The sequence below is a fragment of the Leisingera sp. genome, assembly GCF_034669605.1.
GTDB lineage: Bacteria > Pseudomonadota > Alphaproteobacteria > Rhodobacterales > Rhodobacteraceae > Leisingera.
In genome coordinates, this window is sequence record NZ_JAXMOX010000017.1 from 15,062 (window position 1) to 37,384 (window position 22,323).

At 61.3% G+C, this 22,323-nt stretch carries 15 protein-coding genes and 4 pseudogenes; 2 read left to right on the forward strand and 17 right to left on the reverse strand.

What is annotated here, in order from left to right; translation table 11 throughout:
- Window positions 1-484: 484 nt before the first annotated feature.
- The 13 genes and pseudogenes from VOI29_RS03645 to VOI29_RS03700 form a co-directional block, all read right to left on the reverse strand.
- The gene (locus tag VOI29_RS03645; protein WP_323776080.1) at window positions 485-1,567 is read right to left on the reverse strand and encodes an ABC transporter ATP-binding protein; all 1,083 of its coding nucleotides are present in this window, start codon (window positions 1,565-1,567) and stop codon (window positions 485-487) included.
- Window positions 1,568-1,570: 3 nt separating this feature from the next.
- Entirely contained in the window at window positions 1,571-2,356 is a 786-nt protein-coding gene (locus tag VOI29_RS03650; protein WP_323776094.1) for an ABC transporter permease, read from the reverse strand.
- A gap of 14 nt (window positions 2,357-2,370) precedes the next feature.
- Window positions 2,371-3,357 (reverse strand): ABC transporter permease, encoded by a 987-nt coding sequence (locus VOI29_RS03655; protein WP_323776081.1) that lies wholly within the window; start codon window positions 3,355-3,357, stop codon window positions 2,371-2,373.
- Between the two features lie 78 nt (window positions 3,358-3,435).
- Window positions 3,436-4,545, reverse strand: coding sequence for an ABC transporter substrate-binding protein (locus tag VOI29_RS03660; RefSeq protein ID WP_323776082.1), 1,110 nt, complete (start codon window positions 4,543-4,545; stop codon window positions 3,436-3,438).
- Window positions 4,546-4,603: 58 nt separating this feature from the next.
- A complete protein-coding gene (locus tag VOI29_RS03665) occupies window positions 4,604-5,701 on the reverse strand; it encodes an NAD/NADP octopine/nopaline dehydrogenase family protein (protein WP_323776083.1) in 1,098 nt (365 codons plus the stop codon).
- Between the two features lie 82 nt (window positions 5,702-5,783).
- A complete protein-coding gene (locus tag VOI29_RS03670; protein ID WP_323776084.1) occupies window positions 5,784-6,374 on the reverse strand; it encodes a peroxidase-related enzyme in 591 nt (196 codons plus the stop codon).
- A complete protein-coding gene (locus VOI29_RS03675) occupies window positions 6,371-6,844 on the reverse strand; it encodes a hypothetical protein (RefSeq protein WP_323776085.1) in 474 nt (157 codons plus the stop codon). Before VOI29_RS03675 ends, VOI29_RS03670 begins: the two co-directional genes overlap by 4 nt.
- Window positions 6,844-8,310: an NAD(P)/FAD-dependent oxidoreductase gene (locus tag VOI29_RS03680; protein ID WP_323776086.1), complete on the reverse strand. Its 1,467-nt coding sequence runs from the start codon at window positions 8,308-8,310 to the stop codon at window positions 6,844-6,846. The genes VOI29_RS03675 and VOI29_RS03680 overlap by 1 nt, the downstream gene beginning before the upstream one ends.
- 40 nt (window positions 8,311-8,350) lie before the next feature.
- Complete coding sequence (locus VOI29_RS03685) at window positions 8,351-9,697, reverse strand: MFS transporter (RefSeq protein ID WP_323776087.1); 1,347 nt, start codon at window positions 9,695-9,697, stop codon at window positions 8,351-8,353.
- Window positions 9,694-11,154: an aminotransferase class V-fold PLP-dependent enzyme gene (locus VOI29_RS03690; RefSeq protein WP_323776088.1), complete on the reverse strand. Its 1,461-nt coding sequence runs from the start codon at window positions 11,152-11,154 to the stop codon at window positions 9,694-9,696. Before VOI29_RS03690 ends, VOI29_RS03685 begins: the two co-directional genes overlap by 4 nt.
- A gap of 438 nt (window positions 11,155-11,592) precedes the next feature.
- Window positions 11,593-11,698 (reverse strand): annotated as a pseudogene (locus tag VOI29_RS24555) (IS5/IS1182 family transposase); the annotation flags it as partial.
- Window positions 11,699-11,995: 297 nt separating this feature from the next.
- A pseudogene (locus VOI29_RS03695) lies at window positions 11,996-12,678 on the reverse strand (integrase core domain-containing protein); the annotation flags it as partial.
- A 209-nt stretch (window positions 12,679-12,887) separates the two neighbouring features.
- Window positions 12,888-13,496: pseudogene (locus VOI29_RS03700) on the reverse strand (IS1634 family transposase); the annotation flags it as partial.
- A 56-nt stretch (window positions 13,497-13,552) separates the two neighbouring features.
- Between VOI29_RS03700 and VOI29_RS03705 the strand changes: the two are divergent.
- Window positions 13,553-13,642: pseudogene (locus VOI29_RS03705) on the forward strand (ATPase); the annotation flags it as partial.
- Between the two features lie 240 nt (window positions 13,643-13,882).
- Here VOI29_RS03705 and VOI29_RS03710 read toward each other — a convergent pair.
- The 4 genes from VOI29_RS03710 to VOI29_RS03725 form a co-directional block, all read right to left on the reverse strand.
- Window positions 13,883-15,388 (reverse strand): ABC transporter permease, encoded by a 1,506-nt coding sequence (locus tag VOI29_RS03710; RefSeq protein WP_323776089.1) that lies wholly within the window; start codon window positions 15,386-15,388, stop codon window positions 13,883-13,885.
- Window positions 15,389-15,396: 8 nt separating this feature from the next.
- Window positions 15,397-16,446 carry a betaine/proline/choline family ABC transporter ATP-binding protein gene (locus VOI29_RS03715; protein WP_323776090.1) on the reverse strand — a complete coding sequence of 350 codons (1,050 nt, stop codon included), beginning with the start codon at window positions 16,444-16,446 and terminating at the stop codon, window positions 15,397-15,399.
- A gap of 68 nt (window positions 16,447-16,514) precedes the next feature.
- A complete protein-coding gene (locus VOI29_RS03720) occupies window positions 16,515-17,480 on the reverse strand; it encodes a glycine betaine ABC transporter substrate-binding protein (protein ID WP_323776091.1) in 966 nt (321 codons plus the stop codon).
- A gap of 34 nt (window positions 17,481-17,514) precedes the next feature.
- Window positions 17,515-19,839, reverse strand: a complete 2,325-nt coding sequence (locus VOI29_RS03725) for a DUF1989 domain-containing protein (RefSeq protein WP_323776092.1) — start codon at window positions 19,837-19,839, stop codon at window positions 17,515-17,517.
- A 143-nt stretch (window positions 19,840-19,982) separates the two neighbouring features.
- Between VOI29_RS03725 and VOI29_RS03730 the strand changes: the two genes are divergently transcribed.
- Entirely contained in the window at window positions 19,983-20,972 is a 990-nt protein-coding gene (locus tag VOI29_RS03730) for a LacI family DNA-binding transcriptional regulator (protein WP_323776093.1), read from the forward strand.
- Window positions 20,973-22,323 lie beyond the last annotated feature (1,351 nt).

A 22,323-nucleotide genomic window follows, 5' to 3' on the forward strand; every position in this document is an offset into this window, starting at 1 on the left:
TAACGGGTCTCACACGCAGCACCGTATGCTCCAAGATCATTTGACACGCATAGCCAAGCAAGACGTCCAAACGCCTGCTCGCTGGAAATGCAACCTTGCCCGGCAAAATAAAGTGACATCACCGTTCATGGTCGCCCTTAACCAGACCAACCTGCTCTTTCGCCTCCATCTCTGCTAACTCTCTGCCGCTTAACTGCCAAACCCGCTTCCTTGCTTTCAATCCGCGAGCGGACGGCGTCGGCAGGCTGGGCCTTGGAGAAGGCCGAGTGATCCAGTGGTAAACAGGCTTACACGGCCGTCAAACACCAATTTGGCGAAACCCTCTGCTCGATTAACCTGACAATGCCGCGGACTTGCCTGCTAGATCCCGCTTGACTAGACGCTGGACGATCTGTGCGTCCGTATGTCGACCCAACCAAATTGATCTGGTCGAACAGGCCTTTCACCCGCCCCGGCACCTAGTCCGAGGCAGGCGGTTTTGCTATCAGTCGTTCAGGACCGCCATGTTGTCCGCCTCCCAGCCGATCCAAACCGGATCGCAGCCGACGGACTGGCCGGTTTCGGCATCCACATAAGCCTTGATCAGGGCATTGCCCTCACCCACTGCAACTTCTATCGCCATACGCGAGCCGAGGAAGGTTTTGCCGACCACACGTCCCTGAACCGCGTTGGCGGTTTGCGGACGTTCTGCGCTGATGCCCAGCCTCTCGAGACGAACCGAAGCGGTGATCGGCTGACCGTCTTCATGCCTCCCTGCGGGCGCCTTGCCCATAAGGGTTGTGCCCTCCCAGTCCATGACGACCTTGTCGCCCTCTGTGCCGCGCATCCAGCCAGACAGCAGATTGGTTTCGCCGATAAACTCGGCCACAAAGCGGCTGGCGGGCCGGAAGTACAACTCTTCCGGGGTTCCGTCCTGCTCCACCTTACCCTTGTTCATCACCACAATCCGGTCGGACATGGTCAGCGCCTCTTCCTGGTCGTGTGTCACGAAGAAGAAGGTCTTGTTGGTGCGGCGCTGGATCGACTTCAACTCCTGCTGGACTTGACCGCGCAGCTTGGCATCCAGCGCCCCCAACGGTTCGTCAAGCAGCAGCAGCGCCGGGTCCGGCGCCAGCGCGCGAGCCAGCGCCACGCGCTGCCGCTGGCCACCCGACAGCTGAACCGGGTAGCGCGACGCATAGGAGTCGAGTTCAAGGAAAGACATGATTTCTTTTGAGCGGCGTTTGATTTCCGCCTTGCCCATGCCCTTTAGTTCCAGCCCGAATGCCACATTCTGCGCCACGGTCATATGCGGGAACAGCGCGTAGTCCTGGAACACCATGTTCACATGGCGTTTCTCGGGGGGCTGGTTGGTGACGTCGACGCCGTCGAGGATAACCCGTCCCGTGGTCGGGCGCTCGAACCCGCCGAGAATGCGCAGGGTGGTGGACTTGCCGCAGCCCGACGGGCCAAGGAAGGTCACAAATTCACCCCGCGCGATGTCCAGCGACAAGTTGTCCAGCGCAACGGCGCTTCCGAAGTGCTTCGACAGCCCTTCGATACGAACAAGCGGTGTCTGGTCGGTCATAGTTTAGGTTTCCTTGTTCATGCGGCGGGTGAAACGCTCGGCCCAGATGCCGATGGCGGCAGTCAAGATCAGCGCAACGGTCGCGATGGCGTTGATTTCGGGACTCATCCCGGAACGAAGCTTGGCAAAGATCAGCACCGGCAGCGTCGGTTCATAGCCGCCGAGGAAGAACGAACGGACGAAATCGTCGAACGACAGCAGCAGGCAGAAGATCGAGGCACCGAGAATGGCAGGCACCAGATAGGGCAGAGTAATGCGGACGAAGGAAATCAGCGGATCAGCGCCCAGATCACGCGCGGCTTCGGTCTGGCTCTTCGGCAGCGTCGATAGACGCGCCATGACCACCAGCACAACGAAGGGCACGTTATGCACTGCGTGCGCCCAGATGATGGCGCCCATGCCCGGCTCGATCCCCAGCCAACGGGCGTAGATGCGGAAGGCGATGGCCGAGATGATCCCTGGCACCAGCGCAGGCAGCACAGTCATACCGAAGACCAGCGTGCGGCCCCAGAATTTGCGTCCTTCGAGCAGCACCGCGATCCAGGTTCCGACGAAAATTGAAATCAGCGTCGACAGGACCGCAATGGCCAACGAATATCCAAAGGTCGAGAGAACTTCGGCATCAGCAAAGACGCCGGTATACCAGTCCAGGGTCCAGGAGCGGATCGGGAAGCCGATGAACTTACTGTCCTTGAACCCCATCACAATCATCAGGATCAGCGGCACAAACACATAGAGGACAAAGGACCAGTAGATGCAGGCAAGAAACACGCGATTGCCGCGGAACAATTCGGGCCGGTTGTTCATTTCTTCTCTCCCTTGCGCAGCGTGCTCATCAGCTTCTGGAACGTGGCCGTGATGACAAGCGCCGCCGCAAACATGATCGTGGCAAAGGCCGCGCCGGTTGGCCATTCATCGCCCGCCACGTGGAAGAAGCCCGCGATTGTTTCGGCAAAGACCGTGGTTGAGGGGCCACCCAGCAAAACGGGCGTCGCGTAAAAGCCGGTGGAAATCAGGAACACCAGCGTACAGCCCGAAGAGATCCCTTCGAGGGTAAGCGGCAGCGACACGCGACGGAACCGGGTCCAGGCGCCCGCGCCCAGGTCGGCGGCGGCTTCGTTCATGCTCTTAGGAAGCTTTTCGAGCGAGGAATAGAGCGGCAGCAGCATGTAGAGCGCGGTCAGATAGACGATGCCGACGCCCATGGAAAAGCTGGTGTACATAAAGGGTATCGGCCGGTCGATCAGCCCCAGCGTCATCAGCGCCAGGTTCACCGCACCGGTATTGCCCAGCAGGATCATGATCGCATAAGTCCGCACGATCTCGCCAACCCAGAACGGGATCAGCAGCAGCAACAGAAACAGCATCTGGTTCTTGCGGCTGACATGGCGGGCCAGGAAATAGGCAACCGGATAGGTGATGATCAGCGTGCAGAAGGTAAAGACCCCAGCAAAGATCAGAGTCCGGAAAAACGGCATCCAGAAGATGCTGTCTCCGAAGAAGCGGACATAATTGTCCAGCGTGAAGTGCTGCTCCACACCGGGTGCGACCGGATAGGCGTCCGTCAGCGACACCCGCAGCATCTGCAACATCGGGCCAAGATGCTGGGACAGAACCCAAAGCAGTGGAAAAATGGCAAGGATAAGGAACTGGCGCCGGGGCGAGGCCGTAACCAGCCGCATCAGAGTGTGGTACGGTCCCCACATGGCCAAACGGCCCCAGAATGTTCGGTCCGCGCTGTTTGTCGACATGGATCGTCCGTCCTCGTCTGCGGATGCATCATACGTCATACGGTCGTCTTTCGAATATCTTCGCATCTCTGTCCCGCACGAGGCGAGACAGAGAGCGGCTGTGTCGATGAAAGGGGGTCAGGCAGCTTTGATTGCTTCGACCGCGGGATCGACAAGGCTGTACTTCAGGTCATTCGCTTCCGCGCGGAAGAACTGCAGATTCGCCAGTTGCTCTTCGGGGAAGGAGGTGGATTTGCGCTCCAGATCGCTGAGATACTGGCTCGCGTCCTTGTAGGTCGAGATGAAGCCCGACGCCTTGCTCATCACCGCACCGATTTCCGGCGAGGCCAGCAGCGCATCAAGGAAGGTATAGGCGTTGTCGGCGTTCGGCGCGTTATTGGCAATATTGAACGTGTAGACAAAGCCGTAGGAGCCTTCGCGCGGGATTGTCATGCCGAGCGGGAATCCATCGTTAATCAGCGCCGCCGCCGGACCGTTCCACGAGTGGCCAAGTACGATGTCCTGGTTGACCATCATCTGCTGGAACTCCGCGCCGCCGTCATAGTACTTGCGCACCAGCGGCTTCTTCTCGATGAGGAAGTTTTTGGCTTCTTCGACGACCTGCGCGGCTTTCTCCGGGTCGTTAAGATATTCGACCATGTTGCCGTCATAGCCCAACTTCAGCATGATGATCGACATCATGTCCTGAATAATATAGGCATTTTGACCACTGTATTTCTCACTGAACAGCGTATCCCAGGTCAGCGCCTCTTCCTCGCTCACGATTTCGGAGTTGTAGGACAGCACTTCCATCCCGGACAGGATCGGCGCACCCCACCTATTGCCGTTGATCGTCGACCAGTCAGATTCCGAGAAGGTCGGGTCGAGATTGCCCCAATTTGTCAGACGACCTGTGTCGAGCGGCGCGAGCAGGTCGCTTTCGATGAACTGCAGGAAGCGGTGGCCTGCAACGGTCATGATGTCGACGGTCGGATTCGGCTGCTCGGCGGCCAGCAAATTGAACTGTTTTCCTTGGTCGTCAACGAGGCGGACGTTGACCTTGATTCCAGTGTCGGCTTCGAACTGCTTGCGGAAATCTTCCGGCACGAAATTGTTGTAGGTCCAGATATTGACCACACCGCCGGATTGCGCCGAGGCGCCGCGCAAATAGACTGGCGACGCCAGAGCCGCGCCGGTGGCAGCAGCGGAGCCGAGGAAACGGCGGCGGTCAAGGATCAGTTTAGACATGGTGTTGGCTCTCTGTTGGTTTGTTTGCTGGCTCTTCTTGGCTATTTATTTTTGCGCTTCAAGCGCTGGCAGGCTGGCGCAAGAGCCCCGTATTCGCCGCCTCCTTCAGTTCGTCCAGACTGTACCGGTCCAGGTCCAGCGCTGTCAGGATATCGTTTTCCGCCTCGAAGTCCCGGCCATACATGGCAGAGAGAATGCGGATACCGGCCTCGTGCAGTGGCGCAGGATGGCCGGTCAGGCGGCCAAGGGCGGCGGTCAGCACTAGCCCGTAAGGCACGTCCTCGGTGACATAGCGGCTGTCGGCGGTCGCTGGCCCGGTGCCACCATTGCCTTGTTCATGCATCTGCTGGTTCATTTCGGAAATCGAGGCGACCGGCACGTGGAAAGACAAGTGGAAATGTTCGAAGATCGTCTTGACCTCCAGCCCAAGCGCCTTGGCGATCTCCAGACGCTCGAGATCCAGCCTTTCTAACAGCCGCCCCACTGTCGGCGTGACGTTCTGGCCTTGGCTCCAGGTCTCGCCGCGCTCCATCCGCGTGATGTTGCCGAGGGCAATGCCCATGTGGTTCTGCGGGTTGAGGTTGGAGAGCGAAATCGCCAGCAGCCCGTCGCGCGGCTGAAAGCGGTCGCCGAACAGGTCCTGGCACAGGCTGAGCGCCCCGGCGGACCGATGTTCGGGCACGGTGCAGAGGTCGACGCGGCTGCGCACGGTGTTCACCTTGACCTCGGTCCCAGATTGCCGCCGCCCGGTGCAGATCGTCGTGCCCCATGCGGTGATCGGCACGGTGACGCCCCGCTCTGCCAAAAGTTGCATCAGGTAGACCGCCCCCAGCGACGAGTGCGAGGAGATAATCACGTGATGCCGTTCCTCAATATGTGGCGCCAGTGCATCCAGAACAACCTTGTGCCCGTAACCCGGCAGGGCGACGATCAGAACGTCGTTTTGCTGCGCCAGAGTGACCGCGCTGTCGGCAATCCGCGGGGTCAGCGTGGTGTCCAATGCGCCGACAGCGGTCAGCGTCCGCCCCACTGCAAGCTCTGCCGTGCCCTCGCCCGATGGCGACCAAAGCATTGGATCATGGCCCGCATCATGCAGCAAAGCCGCCGTTCCGAATGCGATCGAGCCCGCGCCCGCCAATCCTACCGTTTTGCCCACAGTTTCCCCCTGATTCTCTATGTCACAGTCCTCTTACAGTACACCATCATAATGGAAAGTCATCCGTTATAATGGAAATTCGTCAACTGACAGTCTCCGGCAGCCGCACCGGATCGCCCAGGACATGCATCAGCCGGTTGGCCCAGCCAAACAACGCTGCCGACAGGATCAGGTCCAGAACTTCGGCCTCGTCCAGACCAGCGGCCTTCAGGGCTTCCATATGTTCCGGCCCGGCCTGCGACGGCGTCTCCGACAGCGCCACGGCAAAGTCAAAGATCGCCCGGTCCCGCGGGCCAAGGTCCGCCCGCACACCGTCACGGAAAAGCCTGTCGGTCACATCCGTGGATTTCTCAAGCTGCGCGTGACGCGCGGCATGCACGGCGGCGCAATAGATGCAGTGGTTGACCATGGAGGCCCCCAACGCACCCAGCTCCCGCTCGGCACGGCTCATGCCGCCCCGGTCATACATGATGCCGTTGAACAGCGGCGAGCGCACCTTCAGGCTCTCGACGTCATGCGCCAGCGTCAGCACGTATTCAGACACTTTGGTGTTCGAAGGCGTGACCTTCAGCGCTTCCAGCTGCTCCGCGCTCGCCTCTCTCAGGTCGACGGGTTTCACGCGCGGCTGCCAATGCGGCACGTTGCGGGTGAACTTCGTGATCACCTTGGTCATGCGTAAGCCTCCTTCATCAGGCGAAGCCCGGAAATCACCCGAAGCTGATAGGCAAGAAATGCATTCAGCTCGCAAAGCCGCACGATATCGGCATCCGCGATCCCCGCGGCCTGCAACGCCGAAACATCCGCCGCCGCGACATTCCGGGTATCCGCGGCGACCTTGTCCATGAAGCTTACCACGGTCTCAAGCCCTTGTGCCATGCCGTCCTGCGACGGGTCGGCCAACGCCGCGAAGGCGCCGGCGTCTGCGCCATATTGGGCAGCCAGCTTGTGCTCGTTATTCTGCGTCGCGATCCGCGCCGCCAGGGCGGCGCGAAGTTCATGCGACCAGGGCCCGCAATCCTGCGGTCTCAGTACCGCCTCTTCGGCCGCCTGGGTCATTTCGAAGATCTTGGCGCGTCCCTCGACGGCTGCGCCGGGGGCGCTGTCCAGTCCGGCGCTGGTCAATGCGGTTGTTTCGATTGCCATCAGGCCACTTTCCCTTTCTTTTCAGCACAGGCCAATTCCGAAGGCGCCCATTCGTCGCCAATCAGTTCCGGCTTGTCGTAGTCCAGCATCGCCTGCCAATGCTCTGCCACGTCTTCGGCATAAAGCTTCGCCGCGACCGCGCGCGCCATCCAGCCCGCACCCTCCGAGATTCCCGGAATATCGCCGCTGACCTTGCCAAGGCTGGCCGATGAGCCATAGTTGAAGCAGTAGACATTTGACAGCCAGGGCGCCTGCCCCGGCACTTTTTCACGGAAAGTGAAATCGTCATTCAGATAGGGGAACCGGCCCAGATCGCGGGAGGGCTCATCCGCGGGCGGCGAGTAGACGTCCTGCCACAGCAGGATATCGCCCGCGGCCTCGCCAAACTCGGTGCGCGACAGCGGGTCGATGGTGAAACCGGTGCCGAGGATCACGAAATCCGCTTCGTAAGACGTCCCATCGGCAAAACCCACCGTGACCGCGCCGTCGTGCTCAGCCGTCGTTTCCACCGCCTTGCCAAAATGGAAATAGGCGTTGGGATGTCGGCTGACCCGCTTCGTCGAGCCATGCGGCGGCGGCGTTTGCGTGGCAAAGGAATACTGCATGAAGCGCCAGCGCCATTCATCCGGCAGGCTAGCATAGCCGGCAGTAAAGCCGAAAGAGCCGATGCCCATCATCTTGTTGACCGTCGGCATCTCCTTGCGGCGGATCAGGTGACGCACTTCGGCGGCTCCGTGTTCCAGCGCTTCTGCGGCATTGTCCACGGCAGAGGCCCCTACGCCGACCACCGCAACGCGCTTGCCCTTAAGTGCGTCGAAATCTATGTCATCGGCGCTATGCGCCCAGAATTTGCGGTCCAACTGCTGAACAAAGCCGGGGATATTCGGCTTGCCGGTGCCATCGCGACCGGTGGCAAAGACCACCTTGCGGGTCAGGATCGACTGCTCCGCCGCGCCCGACAGATGCAGTCGCAGCAGTTCGCCCTCGGGTTCGACACGGTCGACGGACACGCCGTTCTCGGTCGGAATTTCCAGAACCTTGCGATACCATTGCAGATATTCCATCCACATCGGGCGCGGGATCTTGTTGAGTGCCTGCCATTTTTCGGTGCCGAACTGCGCCCGGTACCAGGCCTGAAAGCTCAGCGCGCCATGGCCATAGGCCGGGCCGGTCAGCTCCTTCGGCGACCGCAGCGTCTCCATCCGCGCATAGGTCAGCCAAGGGCCTTCCAGCCCCTCGGGGCTGCGGTCCAGAACCCGCATGTTGTGAATGCCGCCGGACTTCAGCGCCATCCAGGCCACCATGCCGCACATGCCGCCGCCGATGATCACCACATCGCTGACGCCCTCACGGGCCGGCACCCAATCCGTGCCCGGCCAGCAGAGGAATTTCAGATTTTCCCGCAGCCGCGCCTCCAGCGCGGGCAGGCCCAAACCGTCGATCGGGGAAGCGGTATCCTGTGTCATGTTATCTTTCCTGTAAGTCATCTGGTCGGTCTCCGCAGGCTCAGGCAGGCTGGCTGACGGACCAGTCCTGGTGGAGATCGTCAATATGAAAGGCATGCGCATGCCGCTGCCGCGGCCCATGCGCCGGGGTATCGCGCAGATGCGGATGGTCCTCCGGCAGATCGGGATGCTCGTGTTCGCGGGTCAGCGGATCGGTTGCGGGCCAGACCCGCAGCGCCAGCGCGACCACGCCAATGGTCAGTCCCGACAGGATCATCAGCGCCGGCTCCAGACCGGCCCGCGCGCCCAGCTCGCCAGCCAGCGGATAGGCCACCAGCCATCCCGCGTGGGACAGCGAGAATTGCGCCGCAAAGACCGACGCGCGGTCCCCTGCCCCGGCGGAGCGCGCAATCACCAGGCCGCCCGGCGTCAGCACCAGCGACGCCGCCAGCCCAAACCCGACCCAAAGCGCCATGTACCCGGCGTAGCCCAGCGGCAGTGCGATGGCAAAGCCGAGCGCCGCATGCAGCATCGCACCCGCCGCCATCGTCCGGCGCTCTTCCAGCGCCTCGATCAGACGCGGAACAAGAACCGCGCCAATCGCCGCGCCAAGCCCGTAAAAGGCCATCAGCATCGGGAAATGTGCTTCTGCATCCCCCAGACGCGCCCCCGCCAGTACCACGGAATTGACCAGCACCCACGCCATGCTCAGCGACAGCGCGAAATTCAGCAGGAACAGCCCGCGCAGGCGCGGTGTCTTGCGGTAGATCGCCACTCCCCGGAGCGCCCGTGTCAGGAACGGGCCCTTGCGCCGGTCCCCGGTGTCCGCCGGAAAATGCGTGATCAGCAGCATCGCGATGGAGCCGGCAAAGGCCGCCGCCGCCACCCAGAACAGGAACGCGCCAGCCACCACCTGCAACACCATAGCCGCGATCACCGGCGACAGCACCGATTCCAGCGTGTAGGCGATCCGCGACCAGACCAGCGCCCGGCTATAGCTGCGCTTGTCCGGCAGCACATCCGGGATCACCGACTGGAACAGCGGTGTGAACCCCGACGAGACCGCAAAAAAGACCAGCGCCAGCGCGGCGATCTGCCAGGTCTGCGTGGCAAAGGCCATCGGCAGCAGCAGAAACATGCGGGCCACATCCAGCCCCACCATCACACGTTTGCGCCGGCGTCCGGCAAACAAAGCTTCGGCCAGCGGCGAGACGCAGACATAGGCCACCATCTTCACCGCAAGAAGAAACCCGAGGATCTGCCCCGCTGCCGCCGTCCCGCCGATCCGGTATGCCGCCAGCGACATTGCCACGGTCATCAGGCCGATCGCGAGCAGTGAAAAGACCTGCGCCGCGAAAAGCGTCCGAAACGCGGGATTGGCAATGGGACTGATCCGGACTGCGGTCATGAAACGAGCGTTTCCTTCTGGGTGCTTTTGGCATTGAACCGGGCGGTACTTGTATCGACACGGTACTGATCGGCATACTCTGTGGCGATCCGTGCCAGATCATCCACCGCCGCAATAATCGTATCCGCCTTCTCATCGGTTATCAGAGCCGAAAGATTAAGCCGGACCCAACCGGGTTTAGCCGTTTCCTCGCCCTTGTCCAGCGCCGCAATTGTAGCATCGGAATCGAGCTTACCCAGCCCAAGCAACCGGTGGCCGTAAGGGCCTGCGCAGGCGCAACCCCCGCGAGCTTGAACCCCGGTCAGATCACTGAGCAGGCGCGTAAAGAACTGGTGATGCAACAGCCCCCCCTGCCCGTCCCGGACGCGAAACGAAAAGATCGGCAGCGCCTCAGCGCCGGGAATGCCCAGCAGCTCGATCCTGTCATTTTGGTGCCAGACTGCCTGCGCCCGCGCCCGCAGCGCCGCCTGCCGCGCATCAAGCCAGTCCTGACCCAGCGCTTCCTTGACCAGCATCGCAAGCGCGACGCGGATGTCGCCGGTCACGTTCGGCGTGCCACCCTCCTCCCGCGCCGACAGGCTGTCGGAATAGACGTGGCCCCAGGGCGACACGAAACTGACCGTGCCGCCGCCAGGGAGCGTCGGCGTGGCCCGGCGGGCGATCCCGTCGCGGATCACCGCGACACCACTGGCTCCGGGACCGCCGGGAAACTTGTGAACCGAAAACACGATGGCATCCTTGCAGGCATCGGTTCCGGCCTTCATATCCATTTCGCAATAGGGACCGGCACAGCCGTAATCCCAGATCGCCAGCGCGCCATGGGCACGCAGCGTCCGCGTCACCGCATCCACATCGGTCAGGATGCCGGTCACGTTCGATGCCGCCGAAAACGTGCCGACAATCCGCGCCGCGCCCTGCGCCGCCGCCAGCGTGCGTTCCAGATCATCCATGTCGACGCCGCCGCCGGGTGCCTCCGCGATCTCGATCACCTCTGCGCCGGTCTCGCGCCACGGCAGGATGTTGGAGTGATGTTCATAAGGCCCGGTCAGCACCAGAACCCGCTCCCCCGCGCGGACCATCCCGGCAAGGTCGAGCAGCCCGACTATGCGGTTGATCCCGGCGGTGGAGCCCGCCCCGGTGAACACAACGCTCATGCCCGCGCCCGCCCCGGTCAGCCGGGCCACCTCGGCCCGCGCCGCCTCGCGCAGCTTGGTCATGTATTCACCGCAGAACGAAGCCTGCGTATGGGTGTTGGCGTAATAGGGCAGCACGTGGTCGCGGATGAAGTCTTCGACCTGCGCCAGAGCGCGGCCCGAGGCCACGTAATCGGCGTAGATCAGCGGACGCGACCCGAACGGGCCATTGATCTGTACATCCTCGCCAATCAGCCCCTCACGGACCCGATCATGAACGTCGGCGCCTTGCAGCGCGGCCTTGAAAGTATCGAGCGCAGTCATGTCATCCTCTGGTTTGACCAGGGTGATTGTGACGCAAGTTCCGCAAGAATCTTCACATAAATTTGTCATCACTTACTATGAAACGGGTCATATGATCGAAGCTTGGCACCCAAACTGGATCATATTCCACCACCGCACCCCTGAGGAATTGCAATGGGATTCAGTACAACCTCAACGCGGACTCGCCGACAAAGTCGGGCAGTTGCAAACGCTAGTTAGCGCAGTCTCAAAACGTTTGTGGCCTCCGGCGTGATCCGCAACCGCACAGTTGTCAGCGATCCACGATGTGGCAAAAAGCATTTGTTGGGGTAAGTATACCCTCTCCCGCTTGAGTTCAGGCGACGACTTTGGCCGCGGCCCTGCTGAAGGCCGTGCTTCCCCGTTCCCCGGACAGCCCCATCCTGCGGCCACGGTATCAGTTAAGCCGAGAACCGTGTATCAGTTGAGCACGGCGATGCAGACCTGAAGCTCCACGACCTGCCGGCCGAAGTCCCGCGCCATGAGCGCTTTGGCCGATCAGTGTGATACAGTGCATCCTTTTGTCGGGAAAATAATCGCCCGGATCATTTTCTGACCCTCCTCACTCCACGCGCCTTTGACAGCCAGAGCAGTCGATCAAGAGATTGAGCGGGCCGAGCATGCATCTCCAGAGGCAGCGGACGTTCCGGAGCATCGTACGGGTCATACACCAGCCTGCCCCCTGCGCGCAGCGTATTGCTTTGTCGTCAGGCGCTCGTGGCCCGGCTCTTAACAGAGAAGCCCGCAGGGCCTGTTGACCGCTTCTAAGTAGCTATCTTGAAAGGCTTTCATCGCTGTGACCTGCCCCCCGCTGGTCCCTCATTCATAACGAGAGTCTGCTGGTTTGATTTTGGTAGTCGCCGGTTCCGGGCTTGGCAAGCGCGGCGGGCGCGGAGCCCTCAAATTGCTCAAGCGTCCGGCGCGCTTCGGCCGGTGTTTTGTTCCCGAGCGATGAGTGCGGCCTGACGGTGCTGTAATCGTAACGCCAGAGCGCCAGCTTCCGGCGGGCGTCGTCCAAGGTGTCAAATATCTCCTCGTTCAGCAGTTCGTCGCGCAGGCTGCCGTTGAATGGCTCGATAAAGGCGTTCTGCTGCGGCTTCCCTGGGTCGATATAGTGCCACGGAATTGCGCTCTGATCGGCCCACCTCAGAATGGCCCGGCTCGAGAACTCTGTCCCCCTCGCCATTGGGCTCGGACCAATGGCGCCTCAATGGCTCGATCGCTGACTATACATCCGGGTTTACCGTAGATCCGCACCAGCGCATCCAGCTCACGCGCAACACGTGCGCCGGAGATGCTGGTGTCAGCAATCAGGCACAGGTTTTCGCGGCTGCAATCGTCTGTCACCGCCAGAATGCGGAATTTCCGGGATGCCCCGAAGCTGTCAGCCAGGAAGTCCAGAGACCAGCGCGCATTGGGATACGCCGCCTCCGGCATCGGGCAGCGCGTTCCACGGGCCCGCTTGCGGCCGCGCCGCCGCTTCACTGACAGCCCTTCTTCCCGGTATGGCGCATTGCGGCGCCGGGGGGGGCAGGAGCTATCCACCCCATCGGGAACGGCGGGCCGCGCCGCAGCATATCGGGGCCGGGGAACCGGATTATCAACAGCCCAGCTGATACTTAGCAAATGTCGCTTCCTCCCAAGTTCGTCAGTTAAACGCGCAAGCAATTGATATTGTTACGACCGAATGGACAAAAATGTGACAACAGCGCCCATCAGGCGGGCTTGGGAAGGTCCATGGCTTCGAAGAGGCCGAGTTGCTCCGGTGTTGTTCTGCTGATGCCCTGCAGGGTGCGGTTTCCGGCATGGGCGGTGTGCTTCTGGATGCGCGCGAGCAAGTCAAGCGCGGTGCGCGGGCTTGCGGAATGGCCCTTCGCCTTCAGCCGCATCCGCAGGACGCGGTAGAGGACCAGTGCCAGGAAGCAGATCAGCGCATGGGCGCGGATGCGGTCCGGCAGGCGGTGTTGGACCGGGGCGATCTCGATGTCGGATTTCAGCACTCTGAACCCGCGCTCGATATCGTCAAGCGACTTTTATCGGGCGACGGCCTCGGCAGGGCCAAGGTCGGCAGCGTTGGTCAGCAGCGCCAGCTTGCCGTCGAAGAACTCGGCGCGGGCGATGTCCTCCTCATCGAGCGTCCTGCTGAACAGGCCGGCCTGCAGGTCGGGCTTGATGAAGCGGGTCAGCTCGGCCTCGGCGACGGCACGGGTGAATCGGCTGTAGGCCCCGCGATCGGAAGCGCGGCGCCCGCGGGCCGTCTGTCCGGAATTCTGCCCGTCGAGCTTGCCGACCAGCCGTTCGGTCATCTCCTCGAGTTCGCGGATGACCTGCGAGCCAGCCGCCGACTGCACCCGCTACGACACCTTGAGGAGACCGCAGAATGGAAAGATCGCAGGTGCTGGACGCGATGGGCCAGCTCAAACTGTACGGGATGAAAACCGCCTATGACGAGATCATCGCAGCAGCGGTGATCCAAGAAAACCTGCTGGCCCGAACCGCCTGCGCTATTTGAGCGCTACGGCGCCTCGGGCCAGCAGCCCGCGCGTCAGGCGGGTCCCTTTTGAATGCCTATGCCCGGTCCCGATATCATGCCGAGTGACATGGATGCGATCACAATAGGCCGCAGAGGTGGGGGTTACAGACAAATTGAGCCGGGACGACAGGTCGCGCGACATCGAGGCCCAAGGCTGCCGCCGGGCCTAAGTTGACGCTATTGTCGCTTGCCAGCGACAATTCGGTCGAGGATCAGGGCGCAGAAAAGAATTGCGAGCCCTGCGAGGATACCCTGCCCTGCGGCAGCGTATTGCAGAGCTTCCAGAACGTCTTCGCCAAGGCCCTTTGCCCCGATCAGAGACGCGACCACCACCATCGCCAGCGACATCAGGATGGTCTGATTGACACCCGCCATGATCGTGCGCGCCGCCAGCGGCAGGTCCACGCGCCACAGCAGGTATCGCGGCGTTGCCCCGAAGGCGAGCGCGGCTTCCCGGACCGTCTCGGGGACCTGCTGCAAGCCCAGCACCGTGAAGCGGATGACCGGCGGGCTGCCAAAGATCATCGTGGCGACCACACCGGCGGGTTTGCCCGCGCCGATGAAGGCAACCACAGGGATCAGGTAGACAAAGCTTGGCATGGATTGCATGAAGTCCAGGATCGGACGCACCACGGCAAAGGCCCGGGGCCTGCGGGCGCAATAGATGCCGAGCGGAATGCCGAGCGTGATCGAGATCAGCGCCGCGGCCCCCAGCAAGGCGATGGTGGTCATGGCCTTTTCCCAGAAATCCAGTAGCCCGAGATAGGCTAGCGCCGCACCGGTAAAGATCGCGACCCGCGCACCGGCGCTGAGATAGGCGAGCAGGACAATCACCAGGCCGACGACCGGCCAGGGCGTCTGCACGAGAACAATCTCGATCCCGTCGAGCAAGGTGCGCATCCCCAGCGTCAGCCCCTCGAAGAAGCCCCGCCCGTTCACCTTGGTCCAGTCAAACGCCGCCTGCACCCCGTCGCCGACGTTCAGGCGCCAGTTGCGGTTGGTCGGAAACGCCTTGAGCACTGCAAACGCGTCGGGTTGCGCGAACTTGACCATGGTCATCACCGCGACACCGCCGAACAGGACGGATGCGACAACAGTCCGCGCGGCGGACCATCCGTGCGCCACACTCGAGTCCGACCGCCAGCGGGTGAACTGCCCCTCGAGCGTCCAGTTGGCCATGGCTGCCTGGGTGAATTTCAAAAGGACGAGCACGACAAGGCCGAACAGAACATACCAGAACCCCGCGGCATCTGCCTGCGACGCGGCGGCCTGGGCATTTGCCAAGGCCCCTTCGAGCGACTCCGCCGCCCGTTTCAGAGCCCCCAGAGAAGACGCCCCGGATTGTTCGGCCGCCTCGATCTGCTGACGTCGCAGGTCCAGCGTTTCGCCGATTTGCTCCGCACGCTGACGCTGTTCGCGCCCGAGATCGCCCAGCAGCCCCTTGCCAATTTGAACATAGGCAAAGGTCTCGAGGATCAGGAACCCCAGGAACCAGGACCATAGGCCCCTTGCGCCAAACCAGATCGGGCCGAGGAGCGCCGCGGCAAGGTTCAGCGTAAAGCGATAGCCGGGCGCCTCCATCATGTAGGCGAAGGTCTTGCGGTAATAATCCTTGCTGCTGCCGACGAAGTCTTCGACCAGAGTACCGAGGCGCTCGGCCGTTTCAGGTTTAATTGCGGACATGTTCTTTCCTACGCCTGATTTTCCTGGATGGCCCGGATCAAACCGGTGCGGTCGATCACGCCGACTGTGGTCCCGTCATCCACCACGGCCACGACCCCGTGCCCTTCCGCGCAAAGGCCCAGCAAGGCGTCCAGATCCATCTCGGGGTGGGCTTGCAGAGCATCGACCGGCACGGGACCGTGCCGGGCTTCGTGTTCTTCCACCGGCGTCATGACCGAATGGGCGAAGATCATGTGCAGCTTGGAAATGCCGGCCACGAAATTCGAGACATACTCGTCCGCCGGGTTCAGGATGATGTCTTCCGGAGTGCCTATTTGCACGATACGCCCGTCCTTCATGATCGCGATGCGGTGGCCAAGACGGATGGCCTCGTCCAGGTCATGGGTGATGAACATCGTGGTCTTCTTCAGATCGCGGCTGAGTGCCATGAACTGGTCCTGCAACTGCTTGCGGATCAGCGGGTCCAGCGCCGAGAACGGCTCGTCCATCAGCAGGATTTCCGGGTCCGAGGCGATCGCCCGGGCCAGTCCCACCCGTTGCTGCATGCCGCCCGACAGCTCATGTGCGTACTTGTCCTCCCAGCCGGTCAGTTCAACCAGTTCGAGCACGCGGTCGGCCTCTTCCCAGCGGCGGGCCTTGCCCGTGCCGCGGATCTCCAGCGGCATGGCGACATTGTCGCGCACCGTCCGGTGCGGCATCAGTCCGAAATTCTGGAACACCATCGCGACCCGGCGGTTGCGCAGGTCGCGCAGGCCGTCTGCGTCGAGGTCCATCACGTTGTCGCCGCCGATCAGAATTTCTCCTGCGGTCGGCTCCAGAAGCCGGTTCACATGGCGTACGAGTGTCGATTTGCCCGAGCCGGACAGCCCCATGACGCAGAACAACTCGCCCCGTTCGATCTGGAAATTGGCATCCGCAACGCCGACGACGCAATTGAAGCGTTCCAGCACCTGCGTCTTGCTGAGCCCTTCCCTATGGACCGCGGCCAAGGCTTCCTCAGGACGTGTTCCGAAGACCTTCCAGACGCCGCGGGCGTCGATTGCAATTTCCTTGGCCATCCCGTCCCCACGACTTTTTGGTTGCCCGGCGCCGGAAGGGCGCCAGACCTGATCCCGATCAACGTGCTTCACTTGAGCCCCAACCAGCCATCGACCATCTCGCCGTTTTCGGCGACCCATTTTTCGGCGACCGCAGAGATTTCGCCGCCTTCAACCACGACCGCATATGTCAGCTTTGAAAGTTCCTCTGCATCCATGTCGATGTTAGCCAGGAAGGAGGCCACCGCGGGGCTGCGCTCGTTGAGGCTGTTGGAATAGGCTACGGTGACAGACTTGACGATCTCGCCACTGTCGACATTGGATTTCGCGTACCAGTCGGCGTCCTCGTTCGGTTGCACCATGACATAGGTGTCGGGGTTGTGCTCGGGCTCTTCGAGCATCGTCGTGTCATAAAGCGCATGCACGTAGTGCGGGGTGTAGCAATAGAATGCGGCGCCCTTCCTCTCGGCGATGAGGTCCTTCAGGCGGGCGAAGAAAATCGTCTCATCCTCGATGGTCGGCGTGAGGAAGGGCTCGATGCCGTAATCGCGAACACGCACCATGAAGGTGTTCTTCGACGCGGCGCCCGGCGACCCGACCCAGATCTCGCCCATGCCGTCGCCATCGGTGTCGAAGAGTTTCTGCGCATCGGGCGTGGCGAGGTCATAGATCGATTTTATGTTGTGCTCTTCTGCCATGTAGGTGGGGACACAGACGCCGGCGCGGCCCTCGTAGCTGCCCGACGACAGGCTCACCGTACCCTTTTCGTCGACGTATTCCTCGGTGAAAGACGACTGGTTCGGCAACCAGACATCGGGATGCACATCGATGTCACCACGGCCGCCGTCCATGGAGGCAAAGATCACCGCATTCGTCCCCGGCGCATAGCCGGCCTCCACCCCCAGGCGGGTTTCGATCACGGTACCGATGATGCTTGCCATGATTTTCGCGCCGGGCCAGCCCGGCTCGCCCACCATGACCTTTTCTTGTGCAGCCGCGCCGCTGCCCGCGAGGGCAAGCGTCAACGTAACTGATAGACTTTTTAGCGTTTTCATGAGGCTTGATCTCCTGGTTGGATGAAAGGTCGTGTTATGCACGTGCCCGCTTGCGTTGCGGGTCTATGAAGGGAATGTCGGTGACAGTCGCACCGAGGCGCTTCATGCGTCCATCGAGCTGACCGATTTCAAGTTGCGTCTCGTTATCCGCGTGTTCGATGGAGATGCGGCCGATCGCGATGGCATTCTCCAGCGCCGGAGATCGCGTCGCCGAGGTGACTACCCCGACCTGCCGCTCACCGGCCCAGATCGGCGCGCCATGCGCAGGAACATCGTTGCAGCCCAGCAGCAGGCCTTTGAGAAGGTGGCGCGGGCTTTTCATGTTGCGTTCGAGCGCCGCCTTGCCGGTGAATTCCGCCTTTGTCATGTCGACTGCAAAGCCCAAGCCGGCCTCGAAGGCATCGACGCCCGGTGCGAACTCGGCCCCGGCAGCCGCAAGCCCCGCTTCGATGCGGATTGTCTCGAGCGCCTCGGTCCCCATGGGGGTGACGCCGAACTCCTCGCCGGCCTCCATGACGGCATCCCAAATCGTCACCGCGTCAGCCTTGGCGCAGAAAATCTCGTAGCCCAGTTCGCCGGTATAGCCGGACCGTGACAACATGAAGGGCGCGCCTTCCCGATCGTTCAGCCGGGCGACCGTGACACCGAACCACTTGAGTTGCTCCAGAGCCGGGACATGAGGCTGCGTGAACACGATCTTCTTCAGAAGATCCCGCGACTTCGGTCCCTGGATCGCCAGGTTGGGCATGGCGTTCTGCAGCGCGTGAACACGCACCTGCAAGCCGTGCTCGGCAGCCAGGGACGTCAGGACACGCGCACTTTCCTCCGAACCGCAGCACCAGCGGAACAGATCCGTGCCGAGGCGGAACAGGGTCCCGTCGTCGATCACCGCGCCGGTGTCGTCGCACATCAGCGTGTAGGACGCGCGCCACTGCGCCAGCTTTGCCACGTTGCGGGTGGTTGCAAGCTGCAAGAGTTTTTCCGCGTCGGGCCCGACCACGTCATACTTGCGCAGCCCGCTCATATCCTGGACCGTCACCGCATTCCGGCACGCCCAGTATTCCCCCAGCATGCCAGTCGACGGGAAGCTGACGGGTGTCCAGAGATCCCGGACCGGGGCGAAATGCTGGGTCAAGGGCGCCAAACGTTCATGGAACGCGGATTCCTGGCTGATGGCCATGGGCAGGTCTTCTTTCTCTCGGTAAGCGACAGCGTGGCGGATCGGCGCGTCCGGCCGGTAAATGCGCACGTGAATGTCGGTCGGATTCCATCCGTTGACGGGATCTATGTCATCGGGGCAAGCGGTCGAAACACAAACCAGGTCTGTCATCGCGCGCATCGCAACATAGTCACCGGGCCGCGAGTGGCTTTCCTCGGTCATGAAGTTGTGTGAATGGTGGTCGATCCACGTATTCCAGAAGAAATTGATGGCAGGCCAGGCGGAGCGTTTCTTCACGCCATAGGGATCAAGCGCATTCGAGATGTTGTCGGAACAGTTCACATGCCCGGGAAACCCACGTTCCTCGTAGACACGTGCCGTGCAGGCGAGACCGAAGGTGTCATGGCGCCCGCAGGTATCCTGCACCACGTTCATCAGCGGGCGCACCTCCTGGTCAAAGAACTTGTCGAACAAGCCGGGCCCCGGGAAGGCCCGTCGCGCCATCGACCGCGAGGCGGTACCGTCGATCATCAACTCCTCGCCGCGATCCAGTGCGTCTGTGCGGAAGGCCATGAAATCGGAACATTGCTGGCCTTCGACGTCGATGATCTGGAAATACTCGCCCTTCTTGACCTCATAGGCGACGCCCGTCCCGCGCGCGACCGTGAATTCATCCCGCACCTCGCCGAGCTCGGGCGGCAGGACACGGTTTCGCAAACTGGCCGGCTGATGGGTGACCGTGACGACGCCGCAATCGCTGCCGGCAACAAAGGTCGCGCGGCCGATCGGGCGTGCGATCCAAAGCGTCAGATCCATCCGCGCCTGAAGAACGATCTGCTCAGCGAGATCACCCAGGACAGCGGCGGGAATTTCTGCGGCCGGGTCACCGCCCTGCGCGGATATCCAGCCGGAAAGCGCCTGCGCATCAACCTGCGCGGGGTCGAGCGTATCCGTGCCCCGCAGGCCCAGCTCCGCAAGCGCGTCTTCGCCATGGGGACCAAACGCGGCAACCTGCAAGGAGCCGCCCCGGCCCGCCTCCAGAACGCTGACCAGATCGCCATGTCTCATGTCGATCCGCCGCACTTCGCGCGGCGCGATGGTGAGGACGTCGACCGAGGTCTTTGTGAAGCCGGGAAAAGAACGCTGCGGCGAACTGAGGCCCATGCTGTCGCAAGACTGGATGAGTTGGTAGCCGTACATGGTATCGAAGTTGCCTTCTGTCTGTGGTACCGGTTACATGGCCGATTATGGCTATGATACCGGTTACAAGGTTGCAGAAACTGGTTACATACGTCAATAACTTTCTACCAAACCGCTGGGCAACTCAGGGAAACGCACAAAAAATGACCGACACAGGCAGCAAGAAGAAAGCCAACCTGCGCGATGTCGCCAGGGAATCGGGCTTTTCGGTAGCGACGGTCTCCCGTGTTCTCAACACGCCGGACATCGTCAATGCCACGACCCGTAAAGCAGTGCAGGCGGCCATTGATGCCTTGCATTTCGTTCCCAGTGCCGCGGCCCGGTCCATCAACTCCGGCCGTTCCCATGTGGTCGGCGCCTTGGTGCCCACTCTGGACAACGCGATCTTTTCCAAGTTCCTGGGCGCGCTCGAAGCCAAGCTGTCTGCCCATGGATTGTCGCTTGTGGTGGCAACAACCGGTGGCGATCCCGATGTCGAGGCACAGAAAGCGCAGGGACTGGTGGACATCGGTGCCGAAGCTCTGTGTGTTTCGGGGGTCACCCATAGTCCCGAGTTTGATCACCTCGTAGCACGCACACGAATGCCGACGATCGCGACGTCTTTCTATCAAGAGGATTATCGATACCCGACAATCGGGTACGACAATGCCGGAGCCTCCCGAAAAGCGCTCGAATTCCTTTGGACCAAAGGCCATATTCATATAGCAGTACTCCATGGGCCGACGGAACAGAACGACCGGATGCACGCACGTTTGTCGGCACTGCAAGAGCATGAAAATATTATCAATTTCAAAACAGAGATGACCTTCGCCGGGGGCGGTGAAGCCGTCAGCGCGCTACTTCGATCCGCGCCGCATATCACGGCGATCCTGTGTCTCTCAGATGTCCTCGCGCTTGGCGCCTCATTTGAGCTTCACCGGCGCAAGGTGCAGATTCCCGATCAAATGTCACTGATAGGGATCGACGATCTGCCTTCGTCGGCATGCGCCTTTCCGGCCATCACGACTGTTCGATTGCCTGCACATGAAATGGGAATTCTGACAGCGGACGCAATTGCTCAGTGGGTGGAGCAAGATGCAGTGCCGGAGCCCCGCTTGATAGATACAACCTTAATCATACGAGAGTCTGCATAGGTTCCTACCCACATGGTATGAGGGGACTACTCCCCTGCCAAATTTGCTTCCTGAGCATTGCTTTCCTTGGTAGGGGCCGCAGCCCACGGGCTGGGTGCATCGTTCTGTGAAGGGCTGCTTCCGCTTTTCGAAGCTTGTTCTAAGCACCTGCAGAGAATGACCGGAAACCGCCTGCCCTTCTGGTTCCTACGCAATTGCAGCGAGGATCGCGCGCCTGCGGCGAAAGGCACCCATGCGTCGTCCTATGGCATTTCCGGAGCACGGCCTGCAGCTGCCACCTTTCATGGCGAAAATGCTGACATGGAAGGTCAGCCTGTCTTTCCGCAGAAGCTTTCTGCTTCATCGGGTACTTGGCCAAGGACGGTCAATATCATATCAACCGCTTGATCATCGACGGTGAGCGGCGGGCGGATCTTCGGAAGGTTGTCCGCATGTCCTTATTAGCCGGTTCTTGTGCGTTCGTGGCGAAGTGATCACGGACGGCTCCCGTGACGCTGCCTCTACAATGCTGATCGTGAATTTTCAAAATCAACAAGGTTTGCCAACTGACTTTCCATTTCCAGTGTTGTCTCTGGATATATGAAACAAAAAATACATGTCAGAACACGGCTGGAGTCCTTGCCGGACAGGCTGAGCGATCGTTTTCCGGAGGTGGCGTCTCAGCCGAAGACCATGGTCACATTGCGAAACCAGCCGAGAAGGGGAGGGTGAAATTCCACATCGTCTTTCGGTGCTGTTGCAAGGACGCTTAAAACGGGTATGCCGTCTAGCTGGCACTCATGGGCTTGCGGCTGTTCTTGTGGATCCGATTGAGCTCAGGTCGATGCTTGCGCTTCCGTGTGCCGGGATGGCTGGTGAGTTGGCTCTCATTATTCTGGGGTTCGGCGTCACTGCTGGTCGCCGGGCCTTCAGTCATCATGAGCAGGACCCGCTGATTGCATCGGAACCGTATGGCGAGGACATGTGGCTATCGCCTTCAGCGTTTGAAAAGATCCGGCGGCAATACGTCACAAAAGAGCGGCTGCCTTTGGAGTCGGGCTGTCCCGTTTGGGCTGACTGGCGTCACCAGCGGCAGCGATAGAGAACATTCCGGCTACTGGCTAGACCGGATGATCGGGGTCACCAGTTGACTGGGCCGGTGGCCTCTCCCGCGGCATTCTCCGTTCGAGGGTTGCGCCAGATTGGCGGGCGTAGTGCTTCAAGAATGGGGGAGAGACCAAATGCAGGATATCATATTCATAGGCCTGGACGTCCACAAAGCCATGGTTTCGGTTGCGGTTGCGAGCGAAGAACGCGGCGGCGAAGTCCGCGCCTGGGGCAACATTCCCAACCGGCCCGATCATATCGGCAA

Excerpts from the sequence above, each read along its gene's own strand:
- VOI29_RS03645 (WP_323776080.1), bottom strand. The coding sequence starts at position 1,567 with ATGACCGACCAGACACCGCTTGTTCGTATCGAAGGGCTGTCGAAGCAC.
- VOI29_RS03655 (WP_323776081.1), bottom strand. The coding sequence starts at position 3,357 with ATGACGTATGATGCATCCGCAGACGAGGACGGACGATCCATGTCGACA.
- VOI29_RS03660 (WP_323776082.1), bottom strand. The coding sequence starts at position 4,545 with ATGTCTAAACTGATCCTTGACCGCCGCCGTTTCCTCGGCTCCGCTGCT.
- VOI29_RS03670 (WP_323776084.1), bottom strand. The coding sequence starts at position 6,374 with ATGACCAAGGTGATCACGAAGTTCACCCGCAACGTGCCGCATTGGCAG.
- VOI29_RS03675 (WP_323776085.1), bottom strand. The coding sequence starts at position 6,844 with ATGGCAATCGAAACAACCGCATTGACCAGCGCCGGACTGGACAGCGCC.
- VOI29_RS03680 (WP_323776086.1), bottom strand. The coding sequence starts at position 8,310 with ATGACACAGGATACCGCTTCCCCGATCGACGGTTTGGGCCTGCCCGCG.
- VOI29_RS03685 (WP_323776087.1), bottom strand. The coding sequence starts at position 9,697 with ATGACCGCAGTCCGGATCAGTCCCATTGCCAATCCCGCGTTTCGGACG.
- VOI29_RS03690 (WP_323776088.1), bottom strand. The coding sequence starts at position 11,154 with ATGACTGCGCTCGATACTTTCAAGGCCGCGCTGCAAGGCGCCGACGTT.
- VOI29_RS03710 (WP_323776089.1), bottom strand. The coding sequence starts at position 15,388 with ATGTCCGCAATTAAACCTGAAACGGCCGAGCGCCTCGGTACTCTGGTC.
- VOI29_RS03715 (WP_323776090.1), bottom strand. The coding sequence starts at position 16,446 with ATGGCCAAGGAAATTGCAATCGACGCCCGCGGCGTCTGGAAGGTCTTC.
- VOI29_RS03720 (WP_323776091.1), bottom strand. The coding sequence starts at position 17,480 with ATGAAAACGCTAAAAAGTCTATCAGTTACGTTGACGCTTGCCCTCGCG.
- VOI29_RS03725 (WP_323776092.1), bottom strand. The coding sequence starts at position 19,839 with ATGTACGGCTACCAACTCATCCAGTCTTGCGACAGCATGGGCCTCAGT.
- VOI29_RS03730 (WP_323776093.1), top strand. The coding sequence starts at position 19,983 with ATGACCGACACAGGCAGCAAGAAGAAAGCCAACCTGCGCGATGTCGCC.